Origin of the sequence: Corynebacterium tuscaniense, assembly GCF_008693065.1 — a bacterium.
Classification (GTDB): Bacteria; Actinomycetota; Actinomycetes; order Mycobacteriales; family Mycobacteriaceae; genus Corynebacterium; species Corynebacterium tuscaniense.
In genome coordinates this window covers 26,276-52,919 of sequence record NZ_VXKH01000005.1, presented here as the reverse complement: position 1 = coordinate 52,919, position 26,644 = coordinate 26,276, and the positions used below count along the sequence as shown (strand labels likewise).

General features: G+C 59.1%; 21 protein-coding genes. 4 read left to right on the top strand and 17 right to left on the bottom strand.

From position 1 onward, the window contains the following. Nucleotides 1-5 precede the first annotated feature (5 nt). The 10 genes from F4V54_RS02755 to clpB form a co-directional block, all read right to left on the bottom strand. Nucleotides 6-1,283 carry an FUSC family protein gene (locus F4V54_RS02755; protein WP_150386169.1) on the bottom strand — a complete coding sequence of 426 codons (1,278 nt, stop codon included), beginning with the start codon at nucleotides 1,281-1,283 and terminating at the stop codon, nucleotides 6-8. Between the two features lie 100 nt (nucleotides 1,284-1,383). Continuing rightward, nucleotides 1,384-2,418: a class II fructose-bisphosphate aldolase gene (gene fbaA / locus F4V54_RS02750; RefSeq protein ID WP_034662806.1), complete on the bottom strand. Its 1,035-nt coding sequence runs from the start codon at nucleotides 2,416-2,418 to the stop codon at nucleotides 1,384-1,386. 30 nt (nucleotides 2,419-2,448) lie between these two features. After that, nucleotides 2,449-3,774, bottom strand: coding sequence for a glycoside hydrolase family 76 protein (locus tag F4V54_RS02745; protein ID WP_249041212.1), 1,326 nt, complete (start codon nucleotides 3,772-3,774; stop codon nucleotides 2,449-2,451). A gap of 688 nt (nucleotides 3,775-4,462) precedes the next feature. Beyond that, the gene (locus F4V54_RS02740) at nucleotides 4,463-5,104 is read right to left on the bottom strand and encodes a TrmH family RNA methyltransferase (RefSeq protein WP_102723457.1); all 642 of its coding nucleotides are present in this window, start codon (nucleotides 5,102-5,104) and stop codon (nucleotides 4,463-4,465) included. A 64-nt stretch (nucleotides 5,105-5,168) separates the two neighbouring features. After that, nucleotides 5,169-5,723: an orotate phosphoribosyltransferase gene (gene pyrE, locus F4V54_RS02735; RefSeq protein ID WP_150386158.1), complete on the bottom strand. Its 555-nt coding sequence runs from the start codon at nucleotides 5,721-5,723 to the stop codon at nucleotides 5,169-5,171. Nucleotides 5,724-5,747: 24 nt separating this feature from the next. After that, a complete protein-coding gene (locus F4V54_RS02730; protein WP_150386157.1) occupies nucleotides 5,748-6,734 on the bottom strand; it encodes a type III secretion system chaperone family protein in 987 nt (328 codons plus the stop codon). A gap of 154 nt (nucleotides 6,735-6,888) precedes the next feature. After that, a complete protein-coding gene (locus tag F4V54_RS02725; protein WP_150386156.1) occupies nucleotides 6,889-7,722 on the bottom strand; it encodes a sulfurtransferase in 834 nt (277 codons plus the stop codon). 14 nt (nucleotides 7,723-7,736) lie between these two features. Further along, nucleotides 7,737-8,135: a DUF4265 domain-containing protein gene (locus F4V54_RS02720; RefSeq protein ID WP_034662793.1), complete on the bottom strand. Its 399-nt coding sequence runs from the start codon at nucleotides 8,133-8,135 to the stop codon at nucleotides 7,737-7,739. Nucleotides 8,136-8,375: 240 nt separating this feature from the next. Continuing rightward, nucleotides 8,376-9,407, bottom strand: coding sequence for an alcohol dehydrogenase AdhP (gene adhP, locus F4V54_RS02715; protein ID WP_034662791.1), 1,032 nt, complete (start codon nucleotides 9,405-9,407; stop codon nucleotides 8,376-8,378). 145 nt (nucleotides 9,408-9,552) lie between these two features. Then, nucleotides 9,553-12,099, bottom strand: coding sequence for an ATP-dependent chaperone ClpB (gene clpB, locus F4V54_RS02710; RefSeq protein ID WP_150386155.1), 2,547 nt, complete (start codon nucleotides 12,097-12,099; stop codon nucleotides 9,553-9,555). A gap of 627 nt (nucleotides 12,100-12,726) precedes the next feature. Between clpB and F4V54_RS02705 the strand changes: the two genes are divergently transcribed. Continuing rightward, nucleotides 12,727-13,215, top strand: a complete 489-nt coding sequence (locus F4V54_RS02705; RefSeq protein WP_150386154.1) for a helix-turn-helix transcriptional regulator — start codon at nucleotides 12,727-12,729, stop codon at nucleotides 13,213-13,215. A 4-nt stretch (nucleotides 13,216-13,219) separates the two neighbouring features. On the opposite strand, the gene F4V54_RS02700 is transcribed toward F4V54_RS02705, so the two are convergent. Then, complete coding sequence (locus F4V54_RS02700) at nucleotides 13,220-14,557, bottom strand: sodium/glutamate symporter (protein WP_034662780.1); 1,338 nt, start codon at nucleotides 14,555-14,557, stop codon at nucleotides 13,220-13,222. Between the two features lie 103 nt (nucleotides 14,558-14,660). On the opposite strand from F4V54_RS02700, the gene F4V54_RS02695 reads away from it, so the two are divergent. After that, nucleotides 14,661-15,491 carry a ferredoxin reductase domain-containing protein gene (locus tag F4V54_RS02695; RefSeq protein WP_146014935.1) on the top strand — a complete coding sequence of 277 codons (831 nt, stop codon included), beginning with the start codon at nucleotides 14,661-14,663 and terminating at the stop codon, nucleotides 15,489-15,491. On the opposite strand, the gene F4V54_RS02690 is transcribed toward F4V54_RS02695, so the two are convergent. Further along, nucleotides 15,488-16,279, bottom strand: coding sequence for a carbon-nitrogen hydrolase family protein (locus F4V54_RS02690; protein ID WP_034662844.1), 792 nt, complete (start codon nucleotides 16,277-16,279; stop codon nucleotides 15,488-15,490). The genes F4V54_RS02695 and F4V54_RS02690 overlap by 4 nt on opposite strands. 348 nt (nucleotides 16,280-16,627) lie before the next feature. Here F4V54_RS02690 and F4V54_RS02685 point away from each other — a divergent pair, with 348 nt between their 5' ends. Both F4V54_RS02685 and F4V54_RS02680 read left to right on the top strand, forming a co-directional pair. After that, on the top strand, nucleotides 16,628-17,851 hold the full coding sequence (locus F4V54_RS02685; RefSeq protein ID WP_170253094.1) for an alpha/beta hydrolase: 1,224 nt from the start codon (nucleotides 16,628-16,630) through the stop codon (nucleotides 17,849-17,851). 81 nt (nucleotides 17,852-17,932) lie between these two features. Next, on the top strand, nucleotides 17,933-19,684 hold the full coding sequence (locus F4V54_RS02680) for a pyruvate dehydrogenase (protein WP_150386153.1): 1,752 nt from the start codon (nucleotides 17,933-17,935) through the stop codon (nucleotides 19,682-19,684). Here F4V54_RS02680 and F4V54_RS02675 read toward each other — a convergent pair. The 5 genes from F4V54_RS02675 to grpE form a co-directional block, all read right to left on the bottom strand. Next, nucleotides 19,681-22,104 carry a zinc metalloprotease gene (locus tag F4V54_RS02675; RefSeq protein ID WP_150386152.1) on the bottom strand — a complete coding sequence of 808 codons (2,424 nt, stop codon included), beginning with the start codon at nucleotides 22,102-22,104 and terminating at the stop codon, nucleotides 19,681-19,683. The two genes, F4V54_RS02680 and F4V54_RS02675, sit on opposite strands and share 4 nt — an antisense overlap. A gap of 2 nt (nucleotides 22,105-22,106) precedes the next feature. Then, entirely contained in the window at nucleotides 22,107-24,128 is a 2,022-nt protein-coding gene (locus F4V54_RS02670; protein WP_150386151.1) for a Rib/alpha-like domain-containing protein, read from the bottom strand. A 123-nt stretch (nucleotides 24,129-24,251) separates the two neighbouring features. Further along, on the bottom strand, nucleotides 24,252-24,650 hold the full coding sequence (locus F4V54_RS02665) for a heat shock protein transcriptional repressor HspR (protein WP_034662767.1): 399 nt from the start codon (nucleotides 24,648-24,650) through the stop codon (nucleotides 24,252-24,254). A gap of 12 nt (nucleotides 24,651-24,662) precedes the next feature. Next, entirely contained in the window at nucleotides 24,663-25,868 is a 1,206-nt protein-coding gene (gene dnaJ / locus F4V54_RS02660) for a molecular chaperone DnaJ (RefSeq protein ID WP_150386150.1), read from the bottom strand. Nucleotides 25,869-25,993: 125 nt separating this feature from the next. Continuing rightward, on the bottom strand, nucleotides 25,994-26,635 hold the full coding sequence (gene grpE / locus F4V54_RS02655) for a nucleotide exchange factor GrpE (protein WP_150386149.1): 642 nt from the start codon (nucleotides 26,633-26,635) through the stop codon (nucleotides 25,994-25,996). Nucleotides 26,636-26,644: the final 9 nt, after the last annotated feature.

The window sequence follows — 26,644 nt, the reverse complement described above, 5'->3', positions numbered from 1 at the left end:
GCTCCTTAGCGGCCAGGCTCGTCAGTGCCAGGGGCACCACTTTCCCCTAAACCGCCCGCGCTCAACTCTGGTGGGTACGCCGGTGTTTCCGATGTCGGTTTCAACATCGCAACAGCGGACTCCCGGGACCAACCACAGATCTGCAAAAGATCAACAATGAGTGACCGGGACTGCGCCAAAATCACCGCACCAGACAAAGTGGCCTGACCGGGTTCACCGGCAGCTTTCGCACCGGAGTGCAACCCCTTGACCGGCGGGTACGGCCCACGCGGTGGCTCACAGTCCAATTCAAGAGCCTCCAGACCAGTCTCCGCTGCCAATGACCGCAAACGATTAGTCACCGACGGCATACGCTCGGAAAGGCTGGACTTCGACGTACTCTCAAAAAGCTCCGACAAGTCAAGCACAATCGCAGAAAGCTGGTCCAAGATCCACAACTGCCTTGGGGAAACAGTGCCCTTGTCCTCCACAAGCACAAGCGCACGACGAGCAAGAACGCGGGTACTCCGGACCGCATTGTCCGTGGGCGGCACCGCGCGAGACAGGGACTGGAAATAACGGCGCGACCCCCACAAAAACGGCGACAGCTGGGTGGATTCCCTGCCGGACTTTGTGGCACTCGAGATGGCATCAATATCGGATTGCGTACCACGAATCGCCTCCAACGCCAGGGCCAGTTCGGAGGGGTCTTGGTGGGAGATGCCGGCAGAGACGTCGTCAAGCACTGAGCTCAAAATGGAAAGAACCTTGGAAATCTCCTGGCGGGCCGCAGCGAACGGCGCAGAAGGCACAAGCGCAACAACCGCAAGGCCCACCGCCGATCCAATAAACGCGTCAACCGCACGATCGAAGCCCGTAACAGCGGCGTCAGGCGGCATGATCGTAGAGATCAAAATCGAACCGATGGCCACCTGATTGGCCACCAACATCGACTTAGAAAAGAACGACGCAAACAGCATCGACCCACACACCGCCGCCGCAATCTGCCACCCACCCGGGCCAAGCGGTGCGAACACAAGGTCACCGACCAACACGCCCAGGATGCACCCAAGCGACATATCCAAGGCACGCTTGATCCGCTCACCGCCGGACAACCCGACGATGATGACCACACTGATCGGCGCGAAAAAAGGCTGCCCGTGACCAACCCACTCAAACGCAATGGCATACGCAATCCCCGCCGCAACCCCCACCCGGAGCGCCGGAAAGAACCGCTGAGCCACTCGCTTCAGACGCGCTTCAAGCGAGTCCTCAACAGCAGCCATGCGCTCACGCGTGGTCATACGCACGCGATTTGTTTGTCTAACCATCGGCATCACATGTGTTCTTCGCACTAGAAAAGGCCAGGCCCTCACTGGCCTGACCTTGACGGTACAACGCTAATTACCGCGAAACAGACTTGCCCACAGACTTCAGATCCTGGCACGCCTGAACAACGCGCTCGGACATGGACTGCTCAGCCTTCTTCAGGTACGAACGCGGATCGTAGGCCTTCTTGTTACCTACCTCACCGTCGATCTTCAGCACGCCATCGTAGTTCTCAAACATGTGGGAAGCGACCGGGCGCGTAAACGCGTACTGAGTATCAGTGTCCACGTTCATCTTCACCACGCCGTAGGTCAGGGACTCGGCGATCTTCTCCGGCTCAGAACCGGAACCACCGTGGAACACGAAGTCGAACGGACGCTCACCAGCAGACAAGCCAAGCTTCTCCACCGCCGCCTTCTGGCCCATGTCCAGAACCTCGGGGCGCAGCTTCACGTTGCCCGGCTTGTACACGCCGTGCACATTGCCGAAGGTAGCTGCCAGCAGGTAGCGGCCCTTCTCACCGGTACCAATCGCATCAATGGTCTTTTCAAAGTCCTCGCGTGAGGTGTACAGGTTCGCGCCGGCCTTCGCCTCAACGCCGTCCTCTTCACCACCGACAACACCAATCTCAACCTCGAGAATGATGTTCGCCTTACGAGCCTTCTCCAGCAGCTCCTGCGCAATCACCAGATTTTCATCGATCGGGATCGCGGAACCATCCCACATGTGCGACTGGAACAGCGGCAGCTCACCACGATCCACGCGCTCCTGCGAAATCGCGATCAGCGGGCGCACATACTCGTCCAGAACTTCTTTCTGGCAGTGATCCGTGTGCAGCGCCACGTTGATGTCGTACTGCTCTGCCACCTTGTGAGCAAACGCCGCGAGAGCCTCCGCACCCACAACCTTGTTCTTCACCGACAGACCGGAACCAAATTCAGCGCCACCAGTAGAAAACTGAATGATGCCGTCAGAGCCCGCCTCAGCGAAACCACGTAGCGCAGCGTTGATGGTCTCCGAGGAAGTGCAGTTAATGGCCGGGAAAGCAAAACCTTCCTTCTTGGCCGTATCAAGCATTTGGTTATAAACCTCAGGGGTTGCAATAGGCATGAAGAGTCCTCTCACTCGAATGCGGTTACGTTAACCAGTATGCCCGCTTTGCGCGACCCGCGCTGCCGCCTCGAGCAACATCCAGCCAGAAAGTTGCACAGAAAGATCGCGTTCCGGAATTTCAGGGGCCTTGCTTATCGACGCTCCCCCGCCCCCATAAATATGCGGCAACCTCGCCCCCTCCACCCAACGCACCGGAAAAACAGGCAATCCGTCCACTTCAAGGCGGTTATTCCACATCGCAGCGGCCGACGCCAGAACAAGTCGTGCCGCCTCCTTCTTAGCCGCCCGGCCGGCCGCCGTCGTATCCGGGAGACGCACCGCCACGTCTGCAAGATAGCGCACAAGAATCCCCTGAAACAGAGCGCCATCCCCACCCTTATTGGGTGCGCAGTCCCGCTGATTATCAATCACTCCGGCAGGCGTAGCCAAGTGTTTTGCCACAGCCCGCACCAAGTCGTGGATCCGGGCGATGTAGAACATCTGCGCATCCCCGGAAGCTTCATCAGCATTTCCGGCTTCCTGATTGTCTAGTGCAATCGCGATTTCCAGTGCCGCCCCCAAAACCGTGCCTTGGTTGTAGGTGTAGGAGATATCCGTTGTCCGTGGACCATCCGCGTGCAGACGAATTCCGTCCTGCACAAGCCCGTTATCCGCCATGACGTTGTCAAAGATCCAGCCCATAACTTCACGAGCTTTATCCAGACGCCCACTCCTCGCCATCATGATCGCCGCCGGACCATTCGCCGGGACGTTGAAGAAGTTCTCATCTGTCCGCCATGGCAAAACACCGATGACATTGTCCAGGCCTGCGAGGATGTTGAACTCGAGTTCCTCCAGCGGGCGGAATCGTGTCTTCGGCCGACGCCACAACCGCGTCACCTTCGATAGGCCCGGCAAGCCCGGTTTACCCAGCCCCCGCAGCAGCTTCGGCAACTTCGGCAGCTTTGACTGTGGTGGCAGCCCCGCTGTTTTCACCGTCGGTTTCTCTAGATCTGCAAGTACTTCGCGTCGTGCTTGGTTTTCTTCCCCGGCCCGCCCTAACGCCAATGCCAGCCAGGCTTTATCGTCGTAATAACGGTTACGAGTCAGATTCCCATGGTTGCGAATCCGGATCCCCCGGATCGTACGCGAAATGTTCGCGCGACGAGCTTTGGTCGACTGACGCCGCTCCGCATCCACCAAACAATCCAAATAGTGCGCCTGCCACCAGTAATGCCACGTGACAAAGGCCTTTTCACGTGGCGTTGCAGGCCATGCAACCACCGCCAGGTTTGTTCGCGGCAATCGCCACAATGGCGAAGCATGACGTTCAGCTACCGCTGCCTCTGCAAGGTCCGCGCGATATGCCCACATCTCAGCGGAGTCGGAAACAGATGACTTCGTGCGTACCACGCTGCCTCCTTCTCTCGGCCCTGCCTCGGCCTCATTTTGGTGTGCTCTCAATAGATCCTTCTCTATAGATTCTTATCTATAGACCCTTATCTATTGTCTACTCTCTTTCAATACAGGGAGCCAACATCCGTTCTTCCCGCTTCCCCTGCATTTTCTCTCCTTCCCTCTCTTTCCTCCCTCTTTTTCTTCCCTTTTCTTTCTCCCCTACTGTTCGGTCCAGCCACTATCCCCTAGCAACAGCAACCTGGAACGCAACGCAATCCCGGAATGACCCCAACATGACCTTCTCGCACCCACGAGAAGCACATATATAGCTGAAACTACATGAGGACATATTTGTCCGTCTGCCTTCTTCTCAAGCCTTCACCTGCATGAACGGCGTGGTACCAGGTGGACACACTCTGCGTCCGCCCTCTACGGAAGCATAAATCCAGGTCAGAGCATCGCTCGTTTTTTAAACGACAAATTTGTCCGCTTCACTTTTCACACATATGCACACACTCGCGGGACCTCGGAAACTGCAGCAGCCTCTCGAACTGCAAGCGCATCGGGAACTGCAAAAGCCGCTGGAGTCTCGGGGACCGTGGCGGGAATCGGCAAAGTTATGCCATTGTTGAGGCTGGGGGTGGTCTTAGGGTGGTGTGGGGAGCTACCAGGCGTCGTCAAGCGTGGCGTGCTGGCGTACCCACGTGTGCATCGCGATTCCTGCGGCCACCCCCGCATTGATCGAGCGCGTCGAGCCGAATTGTGCGATCGAGCAGGTCATCAACGCCGCGTCCTGGGCTTCAGAAGTGATGCCCGGGCCTTCTTGACCGAAAAGGAGCACACAATTTCGCGGGATTTCAGCAGTTTCTAGGGGAACTGAACCGGGCGTGTTATCAATGGCGACCACGGAGAGGCCCCGTTCGGTGGCCCACGCAACCAAATCCGCGACGGTGTCGTGATGAATGATGTGTTGATAACGGTCCGTCACCATCGCACCTCGGCGATTCCAACGACGCCGCCCCACAATGTGAACCGCCTCCGCCAAAAACGCATTTGCGGTGCGGACGACGGTGCCGATATTCATGTCATTCTCAAAATTCTCAATCGCAACATGAAACGGGTGGCGGCGCTGATCCAAATCAGCCCGGATAGCCTCCATCGACCAGTAGCGGTACTGGTCAACAACGTTGCGGCTATCGCCGTGCTCCAAAAACTGAGGGTCGAAACGCGGGTCAGTGGGCCATTCGCCCTCCCACGGACCAACGCCATGCCGACCCTCATTCCACTCCGTTGGGCCCTTGTCCACTGGGCCCTTGCCCGTTGGCCCCTTGTCCGTTGGTCCTTTGTCGGTCGGGGTGGACTCAGCAGGATTAGGCGAGGCCAAGGTCGTTCAAACCAAGCAGGAAGCGGTACTCCAAACCGGCATCGTGGAGCACTTTGTCAGCACCAGTCTCGCGGTCCACCACGGTCGCAACCGCAACGACCTCAGCACCCTCGGCCCGGCAAGCCTCCACCGCGGTGAGCGGTGAATTACCGGTAGTTGTGGTGTCCTCCACAACCAAGACACGCTTACCCTTAATCGACGGCCCCTCAATGTGACGCTGCATCCCGTGCTTCTTCGCTTCCTTGCGGACAACGAAGCTATCAATCGGACGGCCATCCGCATGCATCACAGCCGTAGCCACCGGATCAGCACCCAAGGTGAGACCACCAACCGCATCAAAGTCCAGGTCAGCAGTCAGTTCGCGCACGAGGGAACCGATGAGGCGGCTGGCCTCGTGGTGCAACGTGGCACGACGGAGATCAACGTAGTAGTCAGCTTCTTTACCGGAACTCAAAGTCACTCGACCATGAACAACAGCGAGCTCCTTCACAAGCTCAGCAAGGCGGGCCTTAGCCGTGGCGTCAATAGATGTGGCACTCATGCCTCCAAGGTTAGCCACCCCGAGTTAGTCATCGAAAATAGACGGCGGATCAAGTTTGCGCGCGACCCGAGTGCCGTCGTTTGGCTGAGGATCTTCCTGGCCAGTCCCAATCGCATTGACCTCATCAGACCCCACCTCATGGTCTGTGATGTCCCCCTTCACCCCGCCGGTCAGCCGCGTGGGCATCTCCAAGGGTTCCTCAGGACGCGTAATGGCGGGATGGAAGTGGTGGGAAGGGGTGGGGTGAGATGCGACGTCGATAAGCATGGGCTCGCCCATCTCACGCGACGTGCCTGCGAGTTCAAGCCGCGGCCATATTTCAGGCGGAAGGGTGCGCGCGGTGTCGGCGAGGAGAGCGAGCGGAGCAAAAACCGCATCCCAATCTGTCACGTCGTCGAACTCCGCGAGCACCCACTCCGACTCGAAACAGACCGCGTCAACCTGCGGCGGCAGCTGCTCCAAAGCCGTGCGGACGCGAATATCCAGCATCCGTTCCGCCGGACCTCCCTCCGACGCGAAGACAGCAAACCCTTCGATTTGAGCGACCTCGACGAGGTCTTCGGAGAGCTGCTGAGTCAGTGGGAGCCGACGCATGTCCACAACAACATCGCTAGCCATGCCCGTTCCCATTCCGATAACGGTCGTGCCTGCGATATCAGCGATACGGGTTTCATGGCCAAACTTAGTGCCTGTCAAGACGTCCTTAATGGGGGCTCCGCTGGCGGCAGCACCGCGGGTCCATTCGTCCTGCAGGAATTCATCTTCGGCGGTGTAGGTAAAGCCGTTGGCGGTAGCCCAGTCCCGGCGTGCCCGGCGCGACAGTTTGTGGGGCTTGTGGGACTTGCGGGTCTTACGGCCGTGGGTGGATCTCGGGGCAGGTTCAGCAGGCGTAGTTCTAGCGAGCGCTTTGTCCCGCTTTTTGCTCAGTGCTTTGTACCGGGATTCCGCGCGCCACAAACGGCTCGCCCCGATCAGGGCGAGCATGGAAAGCGTTAACAAAACAAAACCCATTGGTTAGCACTTTATCGGGCGTGGGGACATTGCTGGGTAGGCGCACTTTGTGGGGGTGAAGGATTTAACCCCACAAGCGCGTGTGACCTGGGCTTTTGCCGGGTAGGGCAGGCTCAGAGTGTTAAATCCTTCACCCGAAGCCCGGCGCTCAGGCCTAGATTTCGCGTGAAACTGGGTTTGTTACGTCCGCGGCCCACTGGGACCAGCCACCGATGTAGTGGGTGAGCATCGGCAACCCCGCGTGCACCGCGGCGGCAAGCAACTTGGCAGAGTGGTTGCCGGAACCGGAATACACAACCGCCGAGGCGGGATCAGTGGTGTGGGTGACACCCAATTGGGCAAAAAGTCCCAAGATCTCATCCGAGGGTTTCACCATGCCGTCTGCATCAAACAGGTCCTGGACTGGGAGGTTCCGTGCCCCCGGGATGTGACCCGCTTTCTTATCTAAACGTTCTTTGATGCCGCGGTAGCGATTGGGCTGGCGAGCGTCGATAAGCAGGCCCTTGTAATCGTGCACATCATCAATCGTGGGTGCCTGGCCACGCTGCGCGACAAGTTCCGAATGGACGTTGACAGGGCCAGGGCCAGCAACCGTGTCAAAGCCGAGTGCTTCCCACGCGGCGAACCCACCGTCAAGGATGCGCACGTTTTTTACACCCGCCCAACGCAAAGTCCACCAAACACGGGCAGCGAAGACGCCATGGCCGGTGTCATACACAATGACCGGGCGATCCTCCGCAATGCCCCAGAAGCCGAACGTTTCACTCAACCGCTCCAGCGACGGCAACGGATTACGGCCCACCTGCGCTGTAGGTGTGCCCACGAGGTGCACCGACATGTCACAAAACTGAGCGGTGGGAATGTGCGCAGCGTGAAACGTGGACCGTGCCTGGCCCGCGCGCGCATCCCACAGCGCGGCCAACAAAGTGAGCTTTTCGCCGGTGCGAATCAGTTCGCGCAGCTCTTCGGAAGAAACGTAGACGCTCATGGCGCCCACACTACCTACGCGAGCGAAATGATGCCCTGGGTTTCAAGGCCTTCCAGCCACTCGCGGATACCATCCTTCGGGGCATCCGGGCCTATAGACGCCGCGAGCATCCCACCCGGCCCCATCTCCACCCGGCAGCCGAACGCAAGCAACGTCTCGGCGAGCTGCAGTGGAGCCTCCGTCGCTGGGAGGATACGCACCGTCGAGGCACCGCCGCGCACCACCACGCGATCCACGTGGAACTGGCCACCAACTGTGACACACTCCACGATGTCCCCCAGCGCCAGCGAGGTATCCAGAAACGGCACGCTGGCAACCACGAAATGGTTGCCGGAGAGCTGGTGGCCCGCAAGCAGCTCATTTTCCATACCCGGGACAGCAACCCGGGTGGTGATAGTGGTGATCGGTTGCATGCACCGGATTGTAGCCGGTGCTGGGGTCTGGGCGTGGCGGGTTGGCGGCGGCAAGGCAGGCCGAGGAGCCCGGAAAGTTTGTCCCTTAAGCCGAAAACCCTTCCGCTCATCTACCTGTGAACCGGAAGAAGGCCCCGTAAGCGCTAACACGCTTCAGCGAGACCCTCACTGGCGAAGATACAGTCATTCACCGGTCTGCGGCGGGGGTCGGCGGTAAGCACCCCCGGACAGAGCAAACGCCTAGTACTTGATGGACATTCGGCCGGCGATCTTGCCGTTTCGCATGTCTTCAAACACCTGGTTCACATCATCGAGTTCGCACGCCGTGACGTGGGGCTTCACCTCGCCGCGGGCGTAGAAGTCGAGCGCCTCCGCCATGTCCTGGCGCGTGCCCACTAGGGAGCCGCGAATGGTGATGCCGCGCAGAACGATGTCGAAGATCGGTGCCGGGAACTCCCCCGGCGGCAGACCGTTGAAGACGATGGTGCCGTTGGAACGACACATCGCAATGGCCTGTCCGAACGCGGCTGGGTGCACGGCCGTAACAAGCACGCCGTGGGCGCCGCCGTCCGTGAACTCCTGCACAGCCTCACCCGGGTCGGTGTTGGCGGCGTTGACGGTGAATTCGGCACCGAGCTCCTTGGCCAGTTCGAGTTTGTCGTCAGCGATGTCTACTGCAATCACACGCATGCCCATGGCCACGCCGTACTGCACTGCGAGGTGGCCGAGGCCACCGATACCGGAGATGACCATGAACTGGCTCGGCTTCGCCTGTGCTTCCTTCAGGCCCTTATATACCGTGACACCAGCGCAGAGGATCGGGGCGACCTCGACCGGGTCGGCGCCTTCGGGGATGCGTGGGGCGTATCGCGTATCTACGAGCATGTACTCACCAAAGGAACCATTCACCGTGTAGCCGCCGTATTCCGCCTTTTTGCAGTACGTTTCACGGCCGGTCCGGCAGAACTCGCACGCGCCACATGCGGACCAGAGCCAAGCGTTGCCGACAATGTCACCAACCTTGACCGAATGCTCACCCGGCCCCAACTCAATGATCTCGCCGACGCCCTCGTGGCCCGGCACGAACGGCGGAGTCGGTTTGACCGGCCAGTCACCTTCCACCGCGTGAAGGTCGGTGTGGCAGATGCCGCTGGCAGAAAGTTTCACCAGTGCCTGGAACGGGCCAGGCTTAGGCAGGTCGATCTCTTTGACGTTGACGGTTGGGCCGAACTGTTCGGCAACTGCTGCTCGCATGGAAGTTGGGGTGGACATATGGTTCTCCTATTCCGAAGGGGACGTTCCCCAGGAATGATACACATCACATGCGGGTAAGTCGAGTGAGCTGAAACACATTTTCATTAAGCGCCGAATGCCTTGGCCCCGGACTGGGCGGCGGCGGTGCCGCCGCTGCGGACCCTTAGGCGCTGATGTCGAGGCGGTCGGTGCCTTCGGCGACGTCTACGTGCACCGGGTCACCGTCGCGGATCTCGCCGGAAAGCAGCTTCTTCGCCAGCTGATCACCGATCGCCTGCTGGATCAGACGACGCAACGGACGAGCACCGTAGGCCGGATCGTAGCCACGCTCAGCGAGCCAGGACTTGGCGGCGTCGGAGACCTGCAGCGTCAGGCGTCGTGAAGCAAGACGCTCCGCGAGCGCCGCGAGCTGGATGTCCACGATGCCCACCAGCTGCTCTTGTGTGAGCGGGTCGAAGACGACCACGTCATCGAGACGGTTGATGAACTCCGGCTTGAACGCGCGCTTGACTGCATCCATGATCTCGTCGTGCGTGCCGCCCGCGCCCAGGTTCGACGTCAGGATGATCACCGTGTTGCGGAAGTCCACGGTCCGCCCCTGCCCATCCGTCAGGCGGCCTTCGTCAAGGACCTGCAGTAGGACATCGAAGACGTCGGGGTGGGCTTTCTCCACTTCGTCGAAAAGCACGAGGCTGTACGGGCGCCGGCGAACAGCTTCGGTGAGCTGGCCGCCTGCGTCGTAGCCGACGTATCCCGGAGGCGCACCGACCAGGCGCGCAACGGAATGCTTCTCACCGTACTCGGACATATCAATCCGCACCATCGCGGACTCATCGTCGAAGAGGAACTCCGCCAGCGACTTCGCCAGCTCCGTCTTACCCACGCCCGTAGGCCCAAGGAAGAGGAACGAACCAATCGGACGATTCGGATCAGCAATGCCCGCGCGCGAACGCCGCACCGCATCCGACACAGCCTCCACCGCCGCGCGCTGACCAACCACACGGTCAGCCAGGACATCCTCCATACGCAGGAGTTTCTCGGTCTCGCCTTCCATCATCTTGCCCGCCGGGATGCCGGTCCAGCTCGACACAACATCAGCGATCACATCAGGCGTCACCTCCTCACTGAGCATCGTCTTTTCGCTTGTCGACGCCTCCGCTGCCCCCAGCTCAGCCTCAACTTCCGGAATCCGCCCGTAGCGCAACTCCGAAACCTTCGCGAAATCACCTTCACGCTCGGCGATCTCTGACTGGTTACGCAGATCTTCCAGCTCCTCCTTCAAGCGCTGGACCTTATCGATCTCGCCCTTCTCATTTTCCCAACGAGCCTTCAGCTCGCCAAGCTTCTCGCGCTGATCCGCCAGCTCCTGGCGCAGTGTGACAAGACGATCCTGGGAAGCAGCGTCCGATTCCTTCGACAGTGCGATCTCCTCGATTTCGAGGCGGCGCACAATGCGCTCAAGCTCGTCGATCTCCTGCGGGGAAGAATCAATCTCCATGCGCAGGCGCGAGCCGGCCTCATCGACGAGGTCAATCGCCTTGTCCGGCAGGAAACGGTTCGTGATGTAGCGGTCCGAGAGCGTTGCTGCAGCCACCAGCGCCGAGTCCTGAATGCGGACACCGTGGTGGACCTCGTAGCGCTCCTTCAGGCCACGCAGGATACCGATGGTGTCCTCCACCGTCGGCTCACCCACGTACACCTGCTGGAAACGACGCTCCAAAGCGGCGTCCTTCTCGATGTACTTGCGGTACTCATCCAGCGTCGTCGCACCAACCAGGCGGAGCTCGCCACGAGCCAGCAACGGCTTGATCATGTTGCCGGCGTCCATAGAGCCCTCACCGGTAGCACCTGCACCGACGATGGTGTGCAGCTCATCGATGAACGTAATGATCTCGCCGTCCGCCCGCTTAATCTCATCGAGTACGGCCTTCAAGCGTTCCTCGAATTCACCGCGGTATTTCGCACCAGCGACCATGGAGCCCAGATCGAGACTGATCAGCGTCTTGCCCTTCAAGGATTCAGGCACGTCACCAGCCACGATGCGGCGAGCAAGGCCCTCCACGATGGCGGTCTTACCCACACCTGGCTCACCGATGAGAACCGGGTTGTTCTTCGTACGGCGTGACAACACCTGAACAACACGCCGGATTTCGCTGTCACGGCCGATAACCGGGTCAATCTTGCCCTCGCGTGCCCGCGCCGTCAGATCCGTCGAGTACTTCTCCAAAGCCTGAAACTGGTCCTCTGGGTCCTGTGAGGTCACCTTTTGGTGCCCGCGTACCGAGGGGAAAGCTGCCTTAATCGTGTCGTAGGTCGCGCCACGCTTCTTCAGCAGCTCTGCAGCTTCTTCCGAGCCGCGTGCAATGGCAGCCAGAAGCACCTCGGTGGAAACGTATTCATCGCCGAGCTCACCAGCCAACTCCTGCGCCGCGTTCAGCGCATTAAGACCATCGCGGTTGAACGTCGGGTTGGCCATGTTCTGGCCTTCAGCCTTGGGGGAACCATCGACGATTTCAGCTGCCTCTTGCGCTACCGTCTCCGGATCCACGCCCGTTGCCTTCAGCACCGGTGCCGCGATGCCATCTTCCTGCGTCAGGATTGCGTACAGCAGGTGTGCGGGACGAATGTCCGGGTTCCCCTTTGCGGAGGCCAACTGGAGCGCATCCTGCAGCGCCTGTTGCGTTTTAGTAGTGGGATTAAACGAGCTCATTGAAGTGCTCCTTTCGTGTCTTCTGTCGTTCTTAATTAATTGGTCACTCAGTGCAACGCTTTAAAACTTGAGTCTGTTCCACTCAACCTAAAAATTCTTTTCCGCACAGACACTACGTCCCGCCGCACTCACCCGGCGGCCCGCTCCCGCGCTGACACCCGGTGGCCCACTCCCCCGTTGACACCCGCTTTCACACTCACTCCCGCTTCCTCGCACATATATGGGCGAAATGGGATGCGGACAAATGTGTCCGCTTTTCGACGATCATCACCGTGAACTGTAGCTTCATTCCCTTCTGGAGCGGACGCAAAGTGCGTCCGCTCCGCACCACCGCAAAAATGCAAGCCACAGCTCTGAAGATGCCCGGGTGGACAGATAAGTCCGCATCGTCCATTGCCCATATATGAGCGGAAACTGCGAGAAGAAAGACAGAAGAAGAGAAAGCGCAGGACAGTGAAAAGTTCGCGGAGCTGAGCGACTGCTTCAAAAGTGCGATGTCCACTTAAGTGGACAGTTTTTGCTAGCAAACAGCGGCGATGACGATTAACGTCAGAAACATCCTTCAAAAAGAAGGAACCAGGGGAATCGGGAAACTAAGGGGACTAGAGAAAAGGGGGATCAGTCGAGATGAAACGAGTGGATATTTCAGAGATCTCGGTCTTTGAGGGGCGGCCGAAATGTCCGCCGTTTCTGCGCGGGGCGGAACTGATGGCGGTGCTGCAAACGGGGCAGGCTTTTACGGGGGAGGAGTTGGTGGGGAAATTAGGCGTCGATAAGCGAACGTTGAGGCGTGATATTCAGGGGCTCCGCGCCGTTGGTTTTGAGGTTGAGACGACGCGACGGGGCGAGAATTCCTACCGTTTGGTGCGCGGTGAGAAAATGCCACCGCTGGTTTTTGATGATGATGAGCTGGAAATGTTGTCGTTTGCGCTCGCGTACTTTCAGACAGATGATGCCGAGCTAAAGAAGCGCGTCGGCGCGTTGAACCGGCGGATCCGGGACGTGGCGCCGTGGCACGTCGTGGGCCGAGTTGAGGCGGCGTACAGGGAAGCGATGCGGGAGGGCATCACCACGTGGTACGCCGCGAAGGCCGTGCGGGAGAAACAGGCGGGCTAAGCCATTAAGTCTTCGCGTCTGAGCGAACAGGGACCCATTTGAGCGCGAAGCTCATGATGAGGATACCCGCTGCGATCAGCGTAGACACCCAGCCGAACGCACCGGTGAAGGAGGCGAGCACGGCGATTGGGGCCAGGATGGTCATGCCGATTTCGAAGGGGCCGAAACCAACGTAGGCCACGCCGTATTCGTTGAGTGTGCCAGATTTGAGCTTCGGGTCCACCATCTTGAGCAGAGCGATACCTGTGGCCACAGCGGCGGTTGCCCACCCCCAACCGAAAATGCCGCGTTCGATCCACTGTTCACCGAAGTACAGTGGCGCCATGACCAGCAGGTAGAACAGGCAGAACACGAGGCCGAGGACGAAAAGCAAGATGAGCGCCTGCCAGTACGCCGCGAGCGCTGCGGGGACAATGGAGGCGATGCCGAAGGCAATCATGTAGTCGGTAGCCGCACCAGAGATAGCGGTAACAGTGTCCTTGTCCAGGTAGTTCGGCTTTTTGAACAGACGCAGGAGACCGCGGCCAACAAAACCAATGACGAAGGACAGGGCGAATAGTGGGATGGAGACGTTGCCGAGGGCGGTAGAGAGGTAGCCGTCCACTAAGTAGGCAACAAGCACCGTGAAGACGATGAATCCGCCGTGGAGGGCAAGCGGTTCGATCGAGGAGGGGTTGGTGGTTGCTTTGCCGATGGAGGGACGTTGGGATTCGTCCTCGATGTACCCGGAGCGCAATTCCTTGGGCAGTTCACCTTGGAGTTCGGTGGCTTTACCTGCGCGAATACCCCAGTTAGCCACGATGACACCGCCGATAATGGCCACAATGGTGCCCACTGTCGCGGAGGTGAACCCGAGGGAGGATGCGGCAACGGCACCGGCAGTGTCTTCGAGTGAGGAGCCGACGGCGGCGGCTGTACCGAATCCGCCGACGAATCCGACGGGCAGCATCATGCCGAACCAGTCCTCCGTGCCGAAGACAGGTTTGAAGAGGTAGATGCCCAAAAGAACGAAGAGCCCCCATTGGAACATGAACATGGTGGTGGAAAATGCCCACATGTTGCGTGCACCTTTGGCTACGGACCCTCCGAGGTCCATGGAGTAGGCCATAGAGGCAAAGACAACGGCGATGAGGAGCGATGTGTAGGCGCCGATTTTGTCGGAGAACTGGATGATCCCGAGGATTTCGGGACCGAGGAACAGTCCGATGAGGCCGGCGGTGATGGGTGCCGGCAGCAGGAGTTGCTGGAGGATGCGGACGCGTTGGCGGAGGATGTTGCCGATGATGAGGAGGATGGAGATCCATCCAACATCGGTGAGCAGCACGTAGGGGGTGAATTCCATGATGGGCCTTTCAGCTCTCGGTTTCTCCGCCAGATCCGTGGGATCTGCAAGGTTCTGTCCCGGCTAGCTTAGCGGTCGGAGTGGACGCGGTATCTTGGGCAGCATGTCGCCACGTATGAATTTACCGCCATCGTTGATAGAAGAGCTGGTCAGCTACTTGCCGGAGGTTCCGGAAGCACGTTCTTTGGTAGAGGCGTTGGTGGGGGATGAGGGTGGGATGGGGGCTGTGGGCGTCGATAGGCGAAGGCTTGCTGTGTCTGCCGATTCTTACGATGCCTTGGTGGAGCCTGTGTCCAAGGCTGTGGATGCGGTGTTGGGGGCGCACCCCGATGCGGAAGAGTTGCGCGCGCATATGGTTTCGGGTTTGGCGCGGATGGGGGATGCTGCGCGGGAGGCTGATCTGGCGGGTGTGCCTCCGGCGTCGGCGATGGAGGTGATTGGGGTGCTTCCGCTTTTCGACGACACCGGGATCGCCTACTGGTCCGTCTACCTGTCTTCTTCTGTGCCGGTGGAGTATGAGGCTGGGCAAACGTTTCCGGTGCTGCGCCCGGAGATCGCTACGGCGGCGCGGGCGGAGGGAGTGGACCCGCTGTGGGATACGTTGGCCCCTGCGATTCCGCCGAATGACTTTGGCGAGCTGGTGTTTTTCTTGCCTGCGGAGGCGCTGACTAGCGGTGTTGACAATGCGCAGATTCCGCAGGTGGGTGATTACTGGACATTGGGGCATGCCAGCGGTGAGCCTGTGTGGCTTTCCAGCACTGTTGATGCGCGTGGTTCAGCCTTGGCTGGAGTGCGGGCCGCGGTGTTTGCTGCCGCGGAGCGTGGCGCTGGCGTGAATGTGGAATTGCTCGTGGACGCGGCTGGGTCGCACGAGCCGGGCCTGCGAGCTCTTGCGGATGCGTCGCATTGGTTGAGGTTGACGCAGGCTGATTAAAGCAGGGGCAGTGCTTTGCGCTGTTTCAGGGCTTGTTCGGGGTCGATGTCCACGACGAGGACTTCTGGCTCGTATCCGGCTTGAGCGATGACGGTGCCGTCGGGGGCAACGGCGATGGAGTGGCCGATGCCGGTGGGGCCGGAGGCCGTGCCCGCTTCGGACGTGCCACCTGGTCGTGCTTGGTCAGGAGCAATGATGAACACTCCAGCGTCGAGCGCGCGGGCACGGGCAAGAGTATTCCACTGCTCGAGTTTATTTTCCCCATCGGCCCAGCTTGTGGGCACAAGGATGACCTGGGCGCCCTCGCGGGCGAGTTGTTTGAACTGTTCCGGGAAGCGGATGTCAAAGCAGGTGGCTACGCCAATGGTGACCCCTTCGTGGGTGAAGGTGTGCAGGCGTGAGCCGGGTTTGACCGTATCGGATTCGCTGTAGGTGGCGGTGTCGAAGGTGTGGATTTTGTCGTAACCCTCGTGATGACCATTGCCGGTGATTAGGGCGGTGTTGTACACGCGGTTGACTTCCCCCTGAGTGTCAGCAGGGCGGAACATCCCGGCGACGATGGTCACGCCGAGCTCAGCAGCAAGCTCACGCAGACCAGTGGAGAAAGGCCCGTCGAGTTCTTCCGCTTGGGTGTCTAGGCGGCCAGAGTCAAAGGCTTGTGATGTTGCTTCTGGGCACACGATGAGTGTGGCCCCGTGCTTGGCAACCCGCCGAATGCTTTCAGTGACAAGAAACAAATTTTCACACTTGTCTTTTGTGGTGGTGACTTGCACGATTCCGATTCGCATGCGCACCAGCGTATGTGGAATTTGAAGCGAATTCCACAGCCCGATTTTGCCACTTTGGGCATTTTCCTTGCGCTTGGCGGCGTCATGCTTTTTGCTCGAAAACATGAACTACATCCAAGCACCATCACATGGTCTCCCTTCGTTCCCTGAGTGGAAAGCTCCGCATTTGGTCGGCCTATCCACTCCGAGTCTCACGTCCAGTGCGCTGGCGCGAGCGCATGAAACTCTTTTGGACGGAATATCTACGCGTTCCCGCAACGTGACCGAGCAGGCGGCTAATCTCGCGGCTTTTGTCAAGGCGATCAACGACGTTGATTCCACAAATACATTTGGAGGTTTCTAATGCTGGTGGCTAACGAACTCACGAGTTCTGCAAACCAGATGCGCGAGGTAGCAAAAACTCTTGAATCACGTATCGATGACACGTGGGTGCATCGAAACATGCTTGCCTCTGCCGGTTTGGATGGCCCCACCGCCATCCAGGGCTTAGACCTCCTTGCTAGCCTGGGCACTGCTTTTGGGGAACCCGCTAAGCGCCTCAACGCGGTGGCCGATGTGCTTGATACCGCTGCGGCGGCGCAGCGCGAGTTGGACGATGTACTAGCCAGATTTGCTGGTTGGGGCAATGCGGCACTCGGTCCGCGTTTGCCACTGCCACCTTCGGTCGTTTTTGCCCACAAAGCCCTTATAGCAACTGTGGCGCTGCAGTCTTATTTGCTAGACAAGTCCTGCGCGGCCTCCGTAGCCGGGGAATGCCTTTTGGAACACAAGGCCGACCTGGACCGGCTTGTATTCCATCCCGGTGAACCGCTTGACCAGATCAGTGAACGGAATTTGAGCACGGCCCCGGCCTCGGTCCGGAAAGCTGTGCTTGAAGCGGATGGCATGCTCCTCGAGGCCGCAACGCTACCGGAAGGGGCGACTCCAGAATATGGCGACGGCTTCACCGTCATGGTGGGTCCACCGGGTGATGATTCGTGGCGGGAGAACCCCAAAAGCGTGATCACTCAGGTGTCCGGAGTATCCAGCGGTAATCCGGAAGCATTGCCCGACGCGATTAAACGGGCGCAGGACATCGCAGCCGCCACGGGGGGCGCAGTGGTGGTGTGGCAAGGCTACCTCCCGCCGGAGAACCTTGCGGAAGGGGCGGACCCATCTTATGCGCGCGCAAGCGCGGAAGAACTCGCAAATTTTCAGATGTCAATGAACGATCGTTTTCCGAATGCCCGCAAAGTTGTGCTCGGCCATAGTTACGGCTCGGTTGTGGCCACGCGAGCAGCAATGGGCTACGGCTTATTCGCCGATGAACTGGTCCTCGCTGGTTCCCCCGGAGTGCCGGCTTCGAACGTGGATCAGTTAAATCTCATTGGCACCGACACTCGGGTGACGGTAGCGGACTCCCCCACCGATCCCATTTTGATGTTGCGGAACGGCCCGATTGCGGCACACGGATTTAACCCCGCGGATCCAAGTTTTGGCGCGGAGCGGATACCCGGAATTTCGGGTGGACACTCAACGTACTTCACAGATGAGGCAGTGTTGAAGGAACTGGGTGAGGCGGTGCGCCGATAAACAGAAAACCGTGGCGGCCGAGAGAGTGTGCGAAAGAGGCGTACCGTGGGTGCGGACGAAACGATATGTGATGGAGGAATGATGAGTAAAGATTTTGCACACCAGATTGTCGCAACTCTAGAAAAGAACGGCGTTAAGCGTATTTACGGCATTGTGGGTGACTCACTGAATCCGGTCTCCGATGCAGTGGCTGAATCCAGCATTGAGTGGATTCACGTCCGTAATGAGGAAGCAGCTGCCTTCGCGGCGGGGGCTGAATCCCTGGTGACCGGAGATCTCGCAGTGTGTGCTGCGTCCTGTGGTCCGGGCAACACTCACCTGATTCAGGGGTTGTATGACTCGCACCGCAATGGCGCAAAGGTGCTGGCCATCGCATCGCACATCCCTAGCCAGGAAATTGGCTCGAAGTTCTTCCAGGAAACGCACCCGGAGCAGATCTTCGCAGAATGCTCGGGCTACTGCGAGATGGTCAACTCGCCGGAGCAGGGCGCACGCATCCTGCACCACGCGATCCAATCCACCATGGCCGGCAAGGGCGTATCCGTGTTCGTGCTGCCTGGCGACATTGCTAGCCAGGAAGCTGCGGACGTTCCCCTGTTGGAATCCACAATCGCGCGTGGTAACAACAAGCGCGTGTTCCCCGATCCTGCGGAAGCAGCACGCCTCGTGCAGGCCATCAATGATGCGAAGACTGTGACACTTTTCTGCGGTGTTGGTACGGCGGGAGCCCGCGAGGAGGTCCTCGCCTTGGCGGAGAAGATCAAGTCCCCCATCGGTCACTCTTTCGGCGGCAAGATGCACATCCAGCACGACAATCCCTTTGACGTGGGCATGAACGGACTACTTGGTTACGGCGCCTGCTACGAAGCCTCGCATAAAGCTGACCTTCTCATTCTGTTGGGCACGGACTTTCCGTACAACGCCTGGCTTCCCACCAAGAATGTGGCACAGGTGGACATCAAGGCGGAGAACATCGGCCGCCGCACCCAAGTGCAGTATCCGGTCGTGGGCGATGTGAAGAGCGTGATTGAAAACATCCTGCCGCATGTTGAGGAGAAGAAGGATCGTTCTTTCTTGGACTCGATGCTCAAAGAGCACGCGAAGCTGCTGAACAACGTGATTGAGAACTTCGGTCACAATGAGAAGGCCACCCCGATCCACCCGGAGTACGCCGCGCAGCTTATCGACGAGCTTGCGGACGACAACGCCCTCTTCACCGTCGACACCGGCATGTGCAACGTATGGGCTGCCCGCTACATCACCCCGAACGGTAAGAAGGACGAGTTGGCCTCCTTCCGCCACGGCACCATGGCCAACGCACTGCCCCAAGCAATTGGTGCGCAGGCTGCAGACCGTGACCGCCAAGTGATTACGTTCTCCGGTGATGGCGGTATGGCCATGCTGCTAGGCGAACTCATCACAGTTAAGGAACACAACCTGCCGGTGAAAATGATGGTGTTTAACAACTCCACCTTGGGCATGGTCAAACTCGAGATGATGGTGGCTGGCCTTAAAGAGTTCGGCACCTCCCACGAGGGCGTGAACTTCGCCGACATCGCTCAGGCCGCGGGCATCACGTCCTTCCGTGTGGAAAAGCCACAGGATCTGAAGAAAACCCTCAAGCAGGCTTTGGATCATGACGGCCCCGTACTCGTGGACATTGTCACAGACCCGAACGCCTTGTCGCTCCCACCCAACTTCGATTGGGCAATGATCAAGGGCTTTACGGAGTCCGCGGTAAAGACCGTCCTTGACGGCGGGATTGGAAACATGGTCACGCTTGCCCGTTCCAACCTCCGCAACATCAAGGGTGCGGCATCAATCGAGTTCTAACGGCCTACTAACTGCTCCCAGATCCCGGCCAAGCCCACGAGGCCAAGAATCGAGCCGAAGACGGTAACCGGGATCTTCCACTCCGCACCGCGTTCTACGCTCGGGCGACTGGAACCAGGCAGGCTGGAACTACCGTTACTGGATCCTTCTCCTGAAAGTGGCGGCGTGGCCGGCTTGCCCGGGATAGTCGGAGGAACCACGGGCTTGTCACCGGGGTTCTTGCCGTTCCCGTCATCCTTGTCCTTCTTTGCTTTCTCCAGGCGTTCAAGAACCTTTTTCGCTGCTTCCTTCGCCTTAGGGTCGCCGTTGGGGTCGGCGAGTACCTCGTCCACAACCGTGGAGAGTTCCTCAACGCTGTAATCCAACACAGGGATACTGAACGTTTCATTGAACTGCTCTACCCCCGCCTCATTGAACAGTCGGATAGTCACCGGGAGGGAATCCTCAGGGACAACGTCCCCGAACTCAATCGGAATGTCCACCGACCGTTTGCCGGCTGTTGGATTGGTCGAGTCATCTTTAGGCAGATCCTTTGGGATTCCTTCGACGCGGAACTTCTGCCGCCACAATGGGCCGCCGGGGGAGGTGGCTTCAAGGATGAAGGTGTGGTCTGTTCGGCCACGGTTGGTGATCTCCCCGGTGATAACGTTGTCTGGCAGAGCGGGAATGATGCCATTGAGTTTGTCAGGGACCTGGGTGAGGCGGAAGCCACCCTTGCCAGAGTTCTGGTCGGCGCCATTAACTTCGAGGTCACGGATTGTGGAGTCCTCGTGGTGGTCAGTTTCTGGAATAACAAAATGTCTAATGCCGTCTGCGAGCAAGAGGTTGTCCCAGTCCGCTGGCACCCTGTAAGAACCCGTGTAGCATTTCTTCACGTTGCAGATTCGGGGCAATGTACTGCTGCTGCGGTATTCCCGGTCGGAGTAACCGAAGTGGGTGAACTGGTACAGGTAGTTCATCGTGGACAGGTAATTGGGCAAGTTGACGTTTGCTAGCCTGCGGTTTTCCGCCACGGTAGAAGTACCAGCGTGGGTTAGGCCAAGGTTGTGGCCAAGCTCGTGCAGGATCGTGTTTCGTACCTGCTCGTCACTGGTCATGATGGACTGCTTAGCCACGTAGAAAGAGCTGCCGGGAGTGGTGGATACACCCGAGGAGTAGTCACCAGCCAACATTTGATCACCAATAATCCCCAGACGGAAGACACCGTCGCGTGTACCAAGGTAGTAATCGCGGTCGGCGATAAGGGTGGGGCGGATAACTGGTTCGTTGGCGTAGTACGGCTTCCGGTACGGCACTGTCGGGCCGCCCTTCATCTCGTCAGGATTGGTGGTGAAGGTGTTGAACCACGAGCCCGCGTCGATATGCAGATTGATCCCTTTGTCTTGGAACAAGTCAATCAGATCTCGGAGGGCTTTCTTGGAGGGCCGGTACTCGTTCTTGTTGGCCTCCGCGCACGCAACGAAGTCGGTATAGCCGCGAGGGGTTCGTGCGTAGCGGCCACCGGGTGCACAGGTTTTAGAATCCACTTCGGGCTGCATCCAGTTGAGCTGGAGGAACACGTCAGGTTTGTCGGGGGACGCGCCCCAGCGCGGGAAGTCCAGATATTCGTTGGGGCTGGGCCTAAACCCGTGGCGTTCCCATTCGTCGGGGATGCCATCACCATCAGAATCTGCTGCGCTAACCGCGGGCGTGGCGGTCACGCTGATGGAGCTCTTGAAGGTTTCCCCTGGTTTCAGCGGTTTGAACCAGCGTCCGGTTTGGTAGCGCGCGCTTCCTTCGCTGCGCTGTCCCTTTTTTCCTTCTGCACCGTAGGGCACCTCGGGCAAGAAGTTTCCGCCGGAAAATCCCGTTGCTTGCGGGTTGCCTTCAAATCCCACGCGGACTGTGTAGTCGGGTTTCTTCGTGGTGGCTAGAAGCGTGTTATCACCAGAAATGGCGGTGAAGGTCGGTGCTAGGCGGACACCGGAGTGGCTCAGGTCTACCTGGAGTTTTTGATCGCGGGAGGTGGTGTTGCTCAGCGTCACCTCGAGGGTGGCGGTAGTTCCGTCAAAACGGTAGGTGCGCAGGACCTCAATGCCGGTATTTGATCCGTTTCCTTGGTCGATGTTGCGTAGTTCGCTGACTTCCGTTGCGCCTTCATGGTGGGTGGATACAGAAGTGGTTTTCTGCAAGATGTCGTTGATGCGTATGGAGGGTTCCAGACGAGTTAGCAGGGTGCCTGCGCTGGAGTTCCAGGTCAGGTCGGCATTGTCGTTTCTGGGCAGGAGAAGCCTTCCGCCAGTTAAATACCCAGTGTTCGCGGTAGCGGCTTGTAACGCATCGCGAGTGGTCTCTTGGCCATACGCAGGTGAAACCGCGCCGGTGAGCACCAGTGTGGCCGCAGTGACTGCAGCTGCCAGACGTTTGAGCTTTCCGCGCATTTTTACCTCGCTTGCAGTTGACGTTTGATTTGCTCAGCAATTTCCAGGGTACGTTGAGACACCACGAGTGACGTCAGAAGCATCAGGAAGATAGTCACAGCCAGACCGATCCAGTCCATCGTGCTGATCCCCAGCTTGTAGCTTATCGACGACCCTAGGCTCCCAGCCTGCCTCTCCGCCTCGACCTTCACTACCCGCTGGGCACCATCGCGGTAAGTGACCACGAGGGGAATCTCAATTTGTTTCGCCGGCTTTTCACTGCGGGCGGTGGTGACGGTGAGTGCGCCCGTTTTTTCGTCGATACGCACGCTCCATCCTTCTGCCCTGAAGCTCTCCTGAAGCTGGAAAGTGGTGCCATCAGGAACCGTGCCGGTTTGTTCAGCCTTGGTTTTCCTGCCTGGGGTAACCTCGATCTTGTCCCAGTGTGGCCGCGCACTCTGTGCGAGGGAGGCCACGTGAACCGGTGTGGCCACACGGTTTTCAGAGCCATCCAGGTAGAGCACATCCATGGTGGGGAGGTACAACGAATCCGGAACGGCGCCGCGCGGCATGATGAAGTCGGTCTTCCCCGTTTCACGGTCCACGGTGAGGTCCTCTAACCCACCGTCACTGACAGAATCGAAGGTGGTGCCGCTAGGTAGGTCTTGCGGGGTGAAACTTCCTGGGGAACCCGGAGAAACAATGATTGTGTCGTGTTGCGCCGGAGGGAACTCGCTGGCATTACTGCTATCAGCGTTGAAGTGAATGGTGGCCGAAAGTTCATCCGTTGACGCATCGGAATACACCGCGTTCACCGTCACCGTGAGTGGACCACCCTTTTCTTCCGGCGAGGTGAGGCGCAGCTCGCCGGTGGTTTTATCGATGCTCACCAGCCAACCCTGGAACCCATCTGCTGGCTCAACCACTGAGAACTCCACGTCGGATATGCTGGGTTCCCCGATCTGGTGCACGGTGATCGACTTTCCCTTGGCTGCGGTTCGGTTCATTTCATACGCAGGGGAGTTGATGTCAGCCATAAGAGCTTTTACCAGCAAAAACTCTACTTTCACTGTGTCGACTGACCCATCCGAGTAGGTCACCTTCACAGTCACAGGAAACTTCTCCCCCGCGCGCATGCCCGGTGGAGAAAGCACCGTCAGCTTACCCTCCGCATCTACGGCAGCAGGCCCAGAAACAACCTCAAAGGTCGTGTCTTCCGGGGTGGGCTGGCGCTCAAAGATCTCGCCTTCATACGCAACATTAAACGAGGGTGTATGGGTGCTGCCGCCCTTGCCCACACGGGAAAAAGCCGGCGGGTAGACAGGCTCATGCGTATCCGCCAACGGAACATCTTCCGGCGCACCGTCGCCCGGCACCGGTTTCACCTTGCCCACGTTGACCGAAAGAGTGGACACAACACGGTTGCGGTACAGGAGGTCCACGCTCACCGTTGCGCCTTCATCATCCGCTCCCAGAAGGTAGGTGCAGGCAGCAACATCAGCAGAGGAGATCACCTGACACTTCTTCACTACCTGGTCAGCCCTGCGCCACACAATCGTGTTGGCCGCTGGTGGCAACTCCTCGTCTGCCCGCAAGGTAACGGTTTCCCCCACCTCGAGGCTCAGCGTTGTGTCCTGCGTGCCCGCAAAACCAAACCCGGACGCAGGATCTTTCACCACAAGCGGGATAGTGCTCTCATGCGTGGGCGAATAGCTCACCAAATCAATTCTGGTGCCAGCCGGGAAATCAACGCGCAGCGCACACGAGGAAGCATCAAAACCGTCGGGGAACTCGCAGGTTTTCACAACATTCCCGCCGACAACCCACTCCTGCTTCGTCGGCGTATAGTCAATCGGCTTGAGCACCACCCGGTCCCCGATGTACACAGCGCGGGGCTCATTTTCCTGCGCATGCGCCACAGCAGGCCCAAACACCTGTGATCCACTCGCCGGCCCCAGGGCCATAAATGCAGGGACTGTCAACGCCACTGCCACCGCCATAGCAGCAGCTACGACGATGATCCGGTTCTGTGCAAAGCTCAACACGGTGCGTCCTTATTCTCCTTTTGTGCCCCCCAAGGGCACACCTGCAGTTAATCTTGCCAGAAACAACTCTGGAGGCAAACACAGCGACCACACGAGGGCGAAACCGAGAAGGATCGGCTTCACCTAGCTGCGCTCACGACGGGACGATCGGGACCAGGCCACCAGCGCAGTGGAGCGGGGAACGTGGACGAGTTCCCCACCCCGTCGAGAAGCAAGTTGTGCTTGTGCAAGATTCTCCTTGAGCTGGGCATTTTCGCCTTCAAGCTGATCAATCCGCTCGCTGAGCTCAATGATCGTCTTGATTCCGGCGAGATTCACTCCCTCCTCCTGGGAGAGCTGTTGGACTTGGCGTAGGCGCTTGATGTCGCGCTCCGAATAGCGGCGACCACCACCGGAGGTACGAACCGGGCTAACCAACCCCATCCTGTCGTACGTGCGCAGAGTCTGAGCGTGCATGCCTGTGAGCTCAGCGGCAACGGAGATGACAAAGTACTCGCCCGAATACTGTTCCGAACCAGCCATTGTGCTCACCTCCTAGACCGCCCCAGCCCAACCCGCACGTGGGTTAAAGCCAGAGTCCTTCTCTGCTTGGGCGTAGGTCCGCAGCGCACTCGTCGCCGCCGTGTCTAGATTCTTTGGCACCGTGATAGACACCGTGACCATCAGGTCACCATTCGTGCCCGATCGGCGCGGAACACCACGACCTTTCACGCGCAGCGTCCGACCATTCGGAGTACCCCCAGGAACCTTCACCTTCACCGGGTTATCCAAGGTAGGCACCGTCACTGTGCCACCCAAAGCCAACTCGCTGAAACTTACCGGGACCGTTACTTCCAGGTCATCCCCGTCGCGCGTGAACACCTTGTCCGGGCGGACCGTCACGTTCACAAACAGATCACCTGCCGGAGTCCCATTCGGGCCCGCTTCACCCTGGCCAGCCAGACGGACCTTCTGCCCATCAATCACGCCAGCTGGGATGCGCACCGTGATCGAACGAGTCTTCCGCACCGTCCCACCGCCGTGGCACGTGCTACATGGGTGCTCCACGATCTGCCCGGTGCCACCGCATCGGGTGCACGGCCGCGACATCCCGAAAGCGCCCCTTTGCTCGCTGACAAAGCCACTGCCGGAACAATCCGGGCAGGTCGTGGTCTTGCCGTCCTTCGAGCCGGAACCATGGCAATCAGTACACGGCGCCTCACCAGTGAGTTCCACCGGAATCGTCGTGCCCTTCACTGCCTCACGGAAGTCAAGCGTTATTTGCGTTTCGACGTCCGCCCCCCGCGTCGGCCGAGCATTCCTGCCACCATTGCCGCCGCGGTTAAAGAGGCCACCGAAGATGTCACCAAGACCGCCTTCCGCAGAAAATCCTCCGCCTTGTCCAAACCCGAAGTCTTCGAATCCTCCGCTGAAGTCCGAGGAGTTTTGGGAGCCCGTCGTGCGAAACCCGCCCGGGAAACCCGAGCCTCCCCTCCCCCCGAAGCGCATGAAGCCTCCGGAGTCCATCATCGACTTAAATTCGTCGTATTCCTTGCGCTTAGCCTCATCACCGAGCACGTCATACGCCTCGGCTACGCGCTTAAACTTTTCTTCCGCCGCCTTGTTGCCGGGGTTTGAGTCCGGGTGGTTCTCCCTGGCCAGCTTGCGGTAAGCCTTCTTAATTTCGGCGCTGGTGGCTGACTTAGTCAACCCCAAATCACCGTAATAGTCCTTGTTGGACCATTCCTGTTGCATAGCCATGTGCACCTCCTCCTTTCATGTAGTTCAAGTGGGTCACGTGCGGAAATTTTCGATTTATCTAACACTCCGAGAAAAAGGGGGCGGGCGGGGTTCCCCGTCCCGCCCCCACGCTCAGCCTGGGCGATCTATTCCTCCGAATCTGACGATCCAGCTGATCCTGCTTCCTCTGCTGGAGCTTCAGCTCCAGCAGGATCGGCGATGATCACCATCGCGTTGCGGACTAGCTTGTCACCAAGCTTGTAGCCGCGGCGCAGCACCGTTCCGATGACCTTGTTATCACCGGAGGACAGATCCTGCACTGCCTCATGGATCTCCGGGTCGAAGGCATCTCCCTCTTCGCCAAACGGGGCAACCCCGTGGCCGGTCAGGACACTGGCCAGGTTGTCCGCGAATGCCTTCAGAGGACCTTCTTGCAGGTCGCCGTGTTGGCGGGCGAGCTCCAAGTCGTCGAGAAGCGGGAGCAGCTGTGAGACGATCTTGACCTTCGCCAGATCAGCGGTCTGAGCGCGCTCACGGTCCGTGCGACGACGGTAGTTGGCGTACTCGGCGCTGACACGCTGGAGGTCCTCCGTGCGCTCAGCAAGCTGACGCTCCAGGTCGGAAACCTCCCCATCGCCGTCCACGTCAGAGTCGACCTGGGGGTCGAGCCCTTCGGTGTCGGATTGCTCTTCGGCCTCGAATGCCTCAGTAGCCTCGGCTGCTTCCGGGTTCTCCGGGGTCTCCTGCGCTTCTGGGTTCTCAGGCGTGGGCTGGTTCGGGTTGGTCATAGTGGCAGC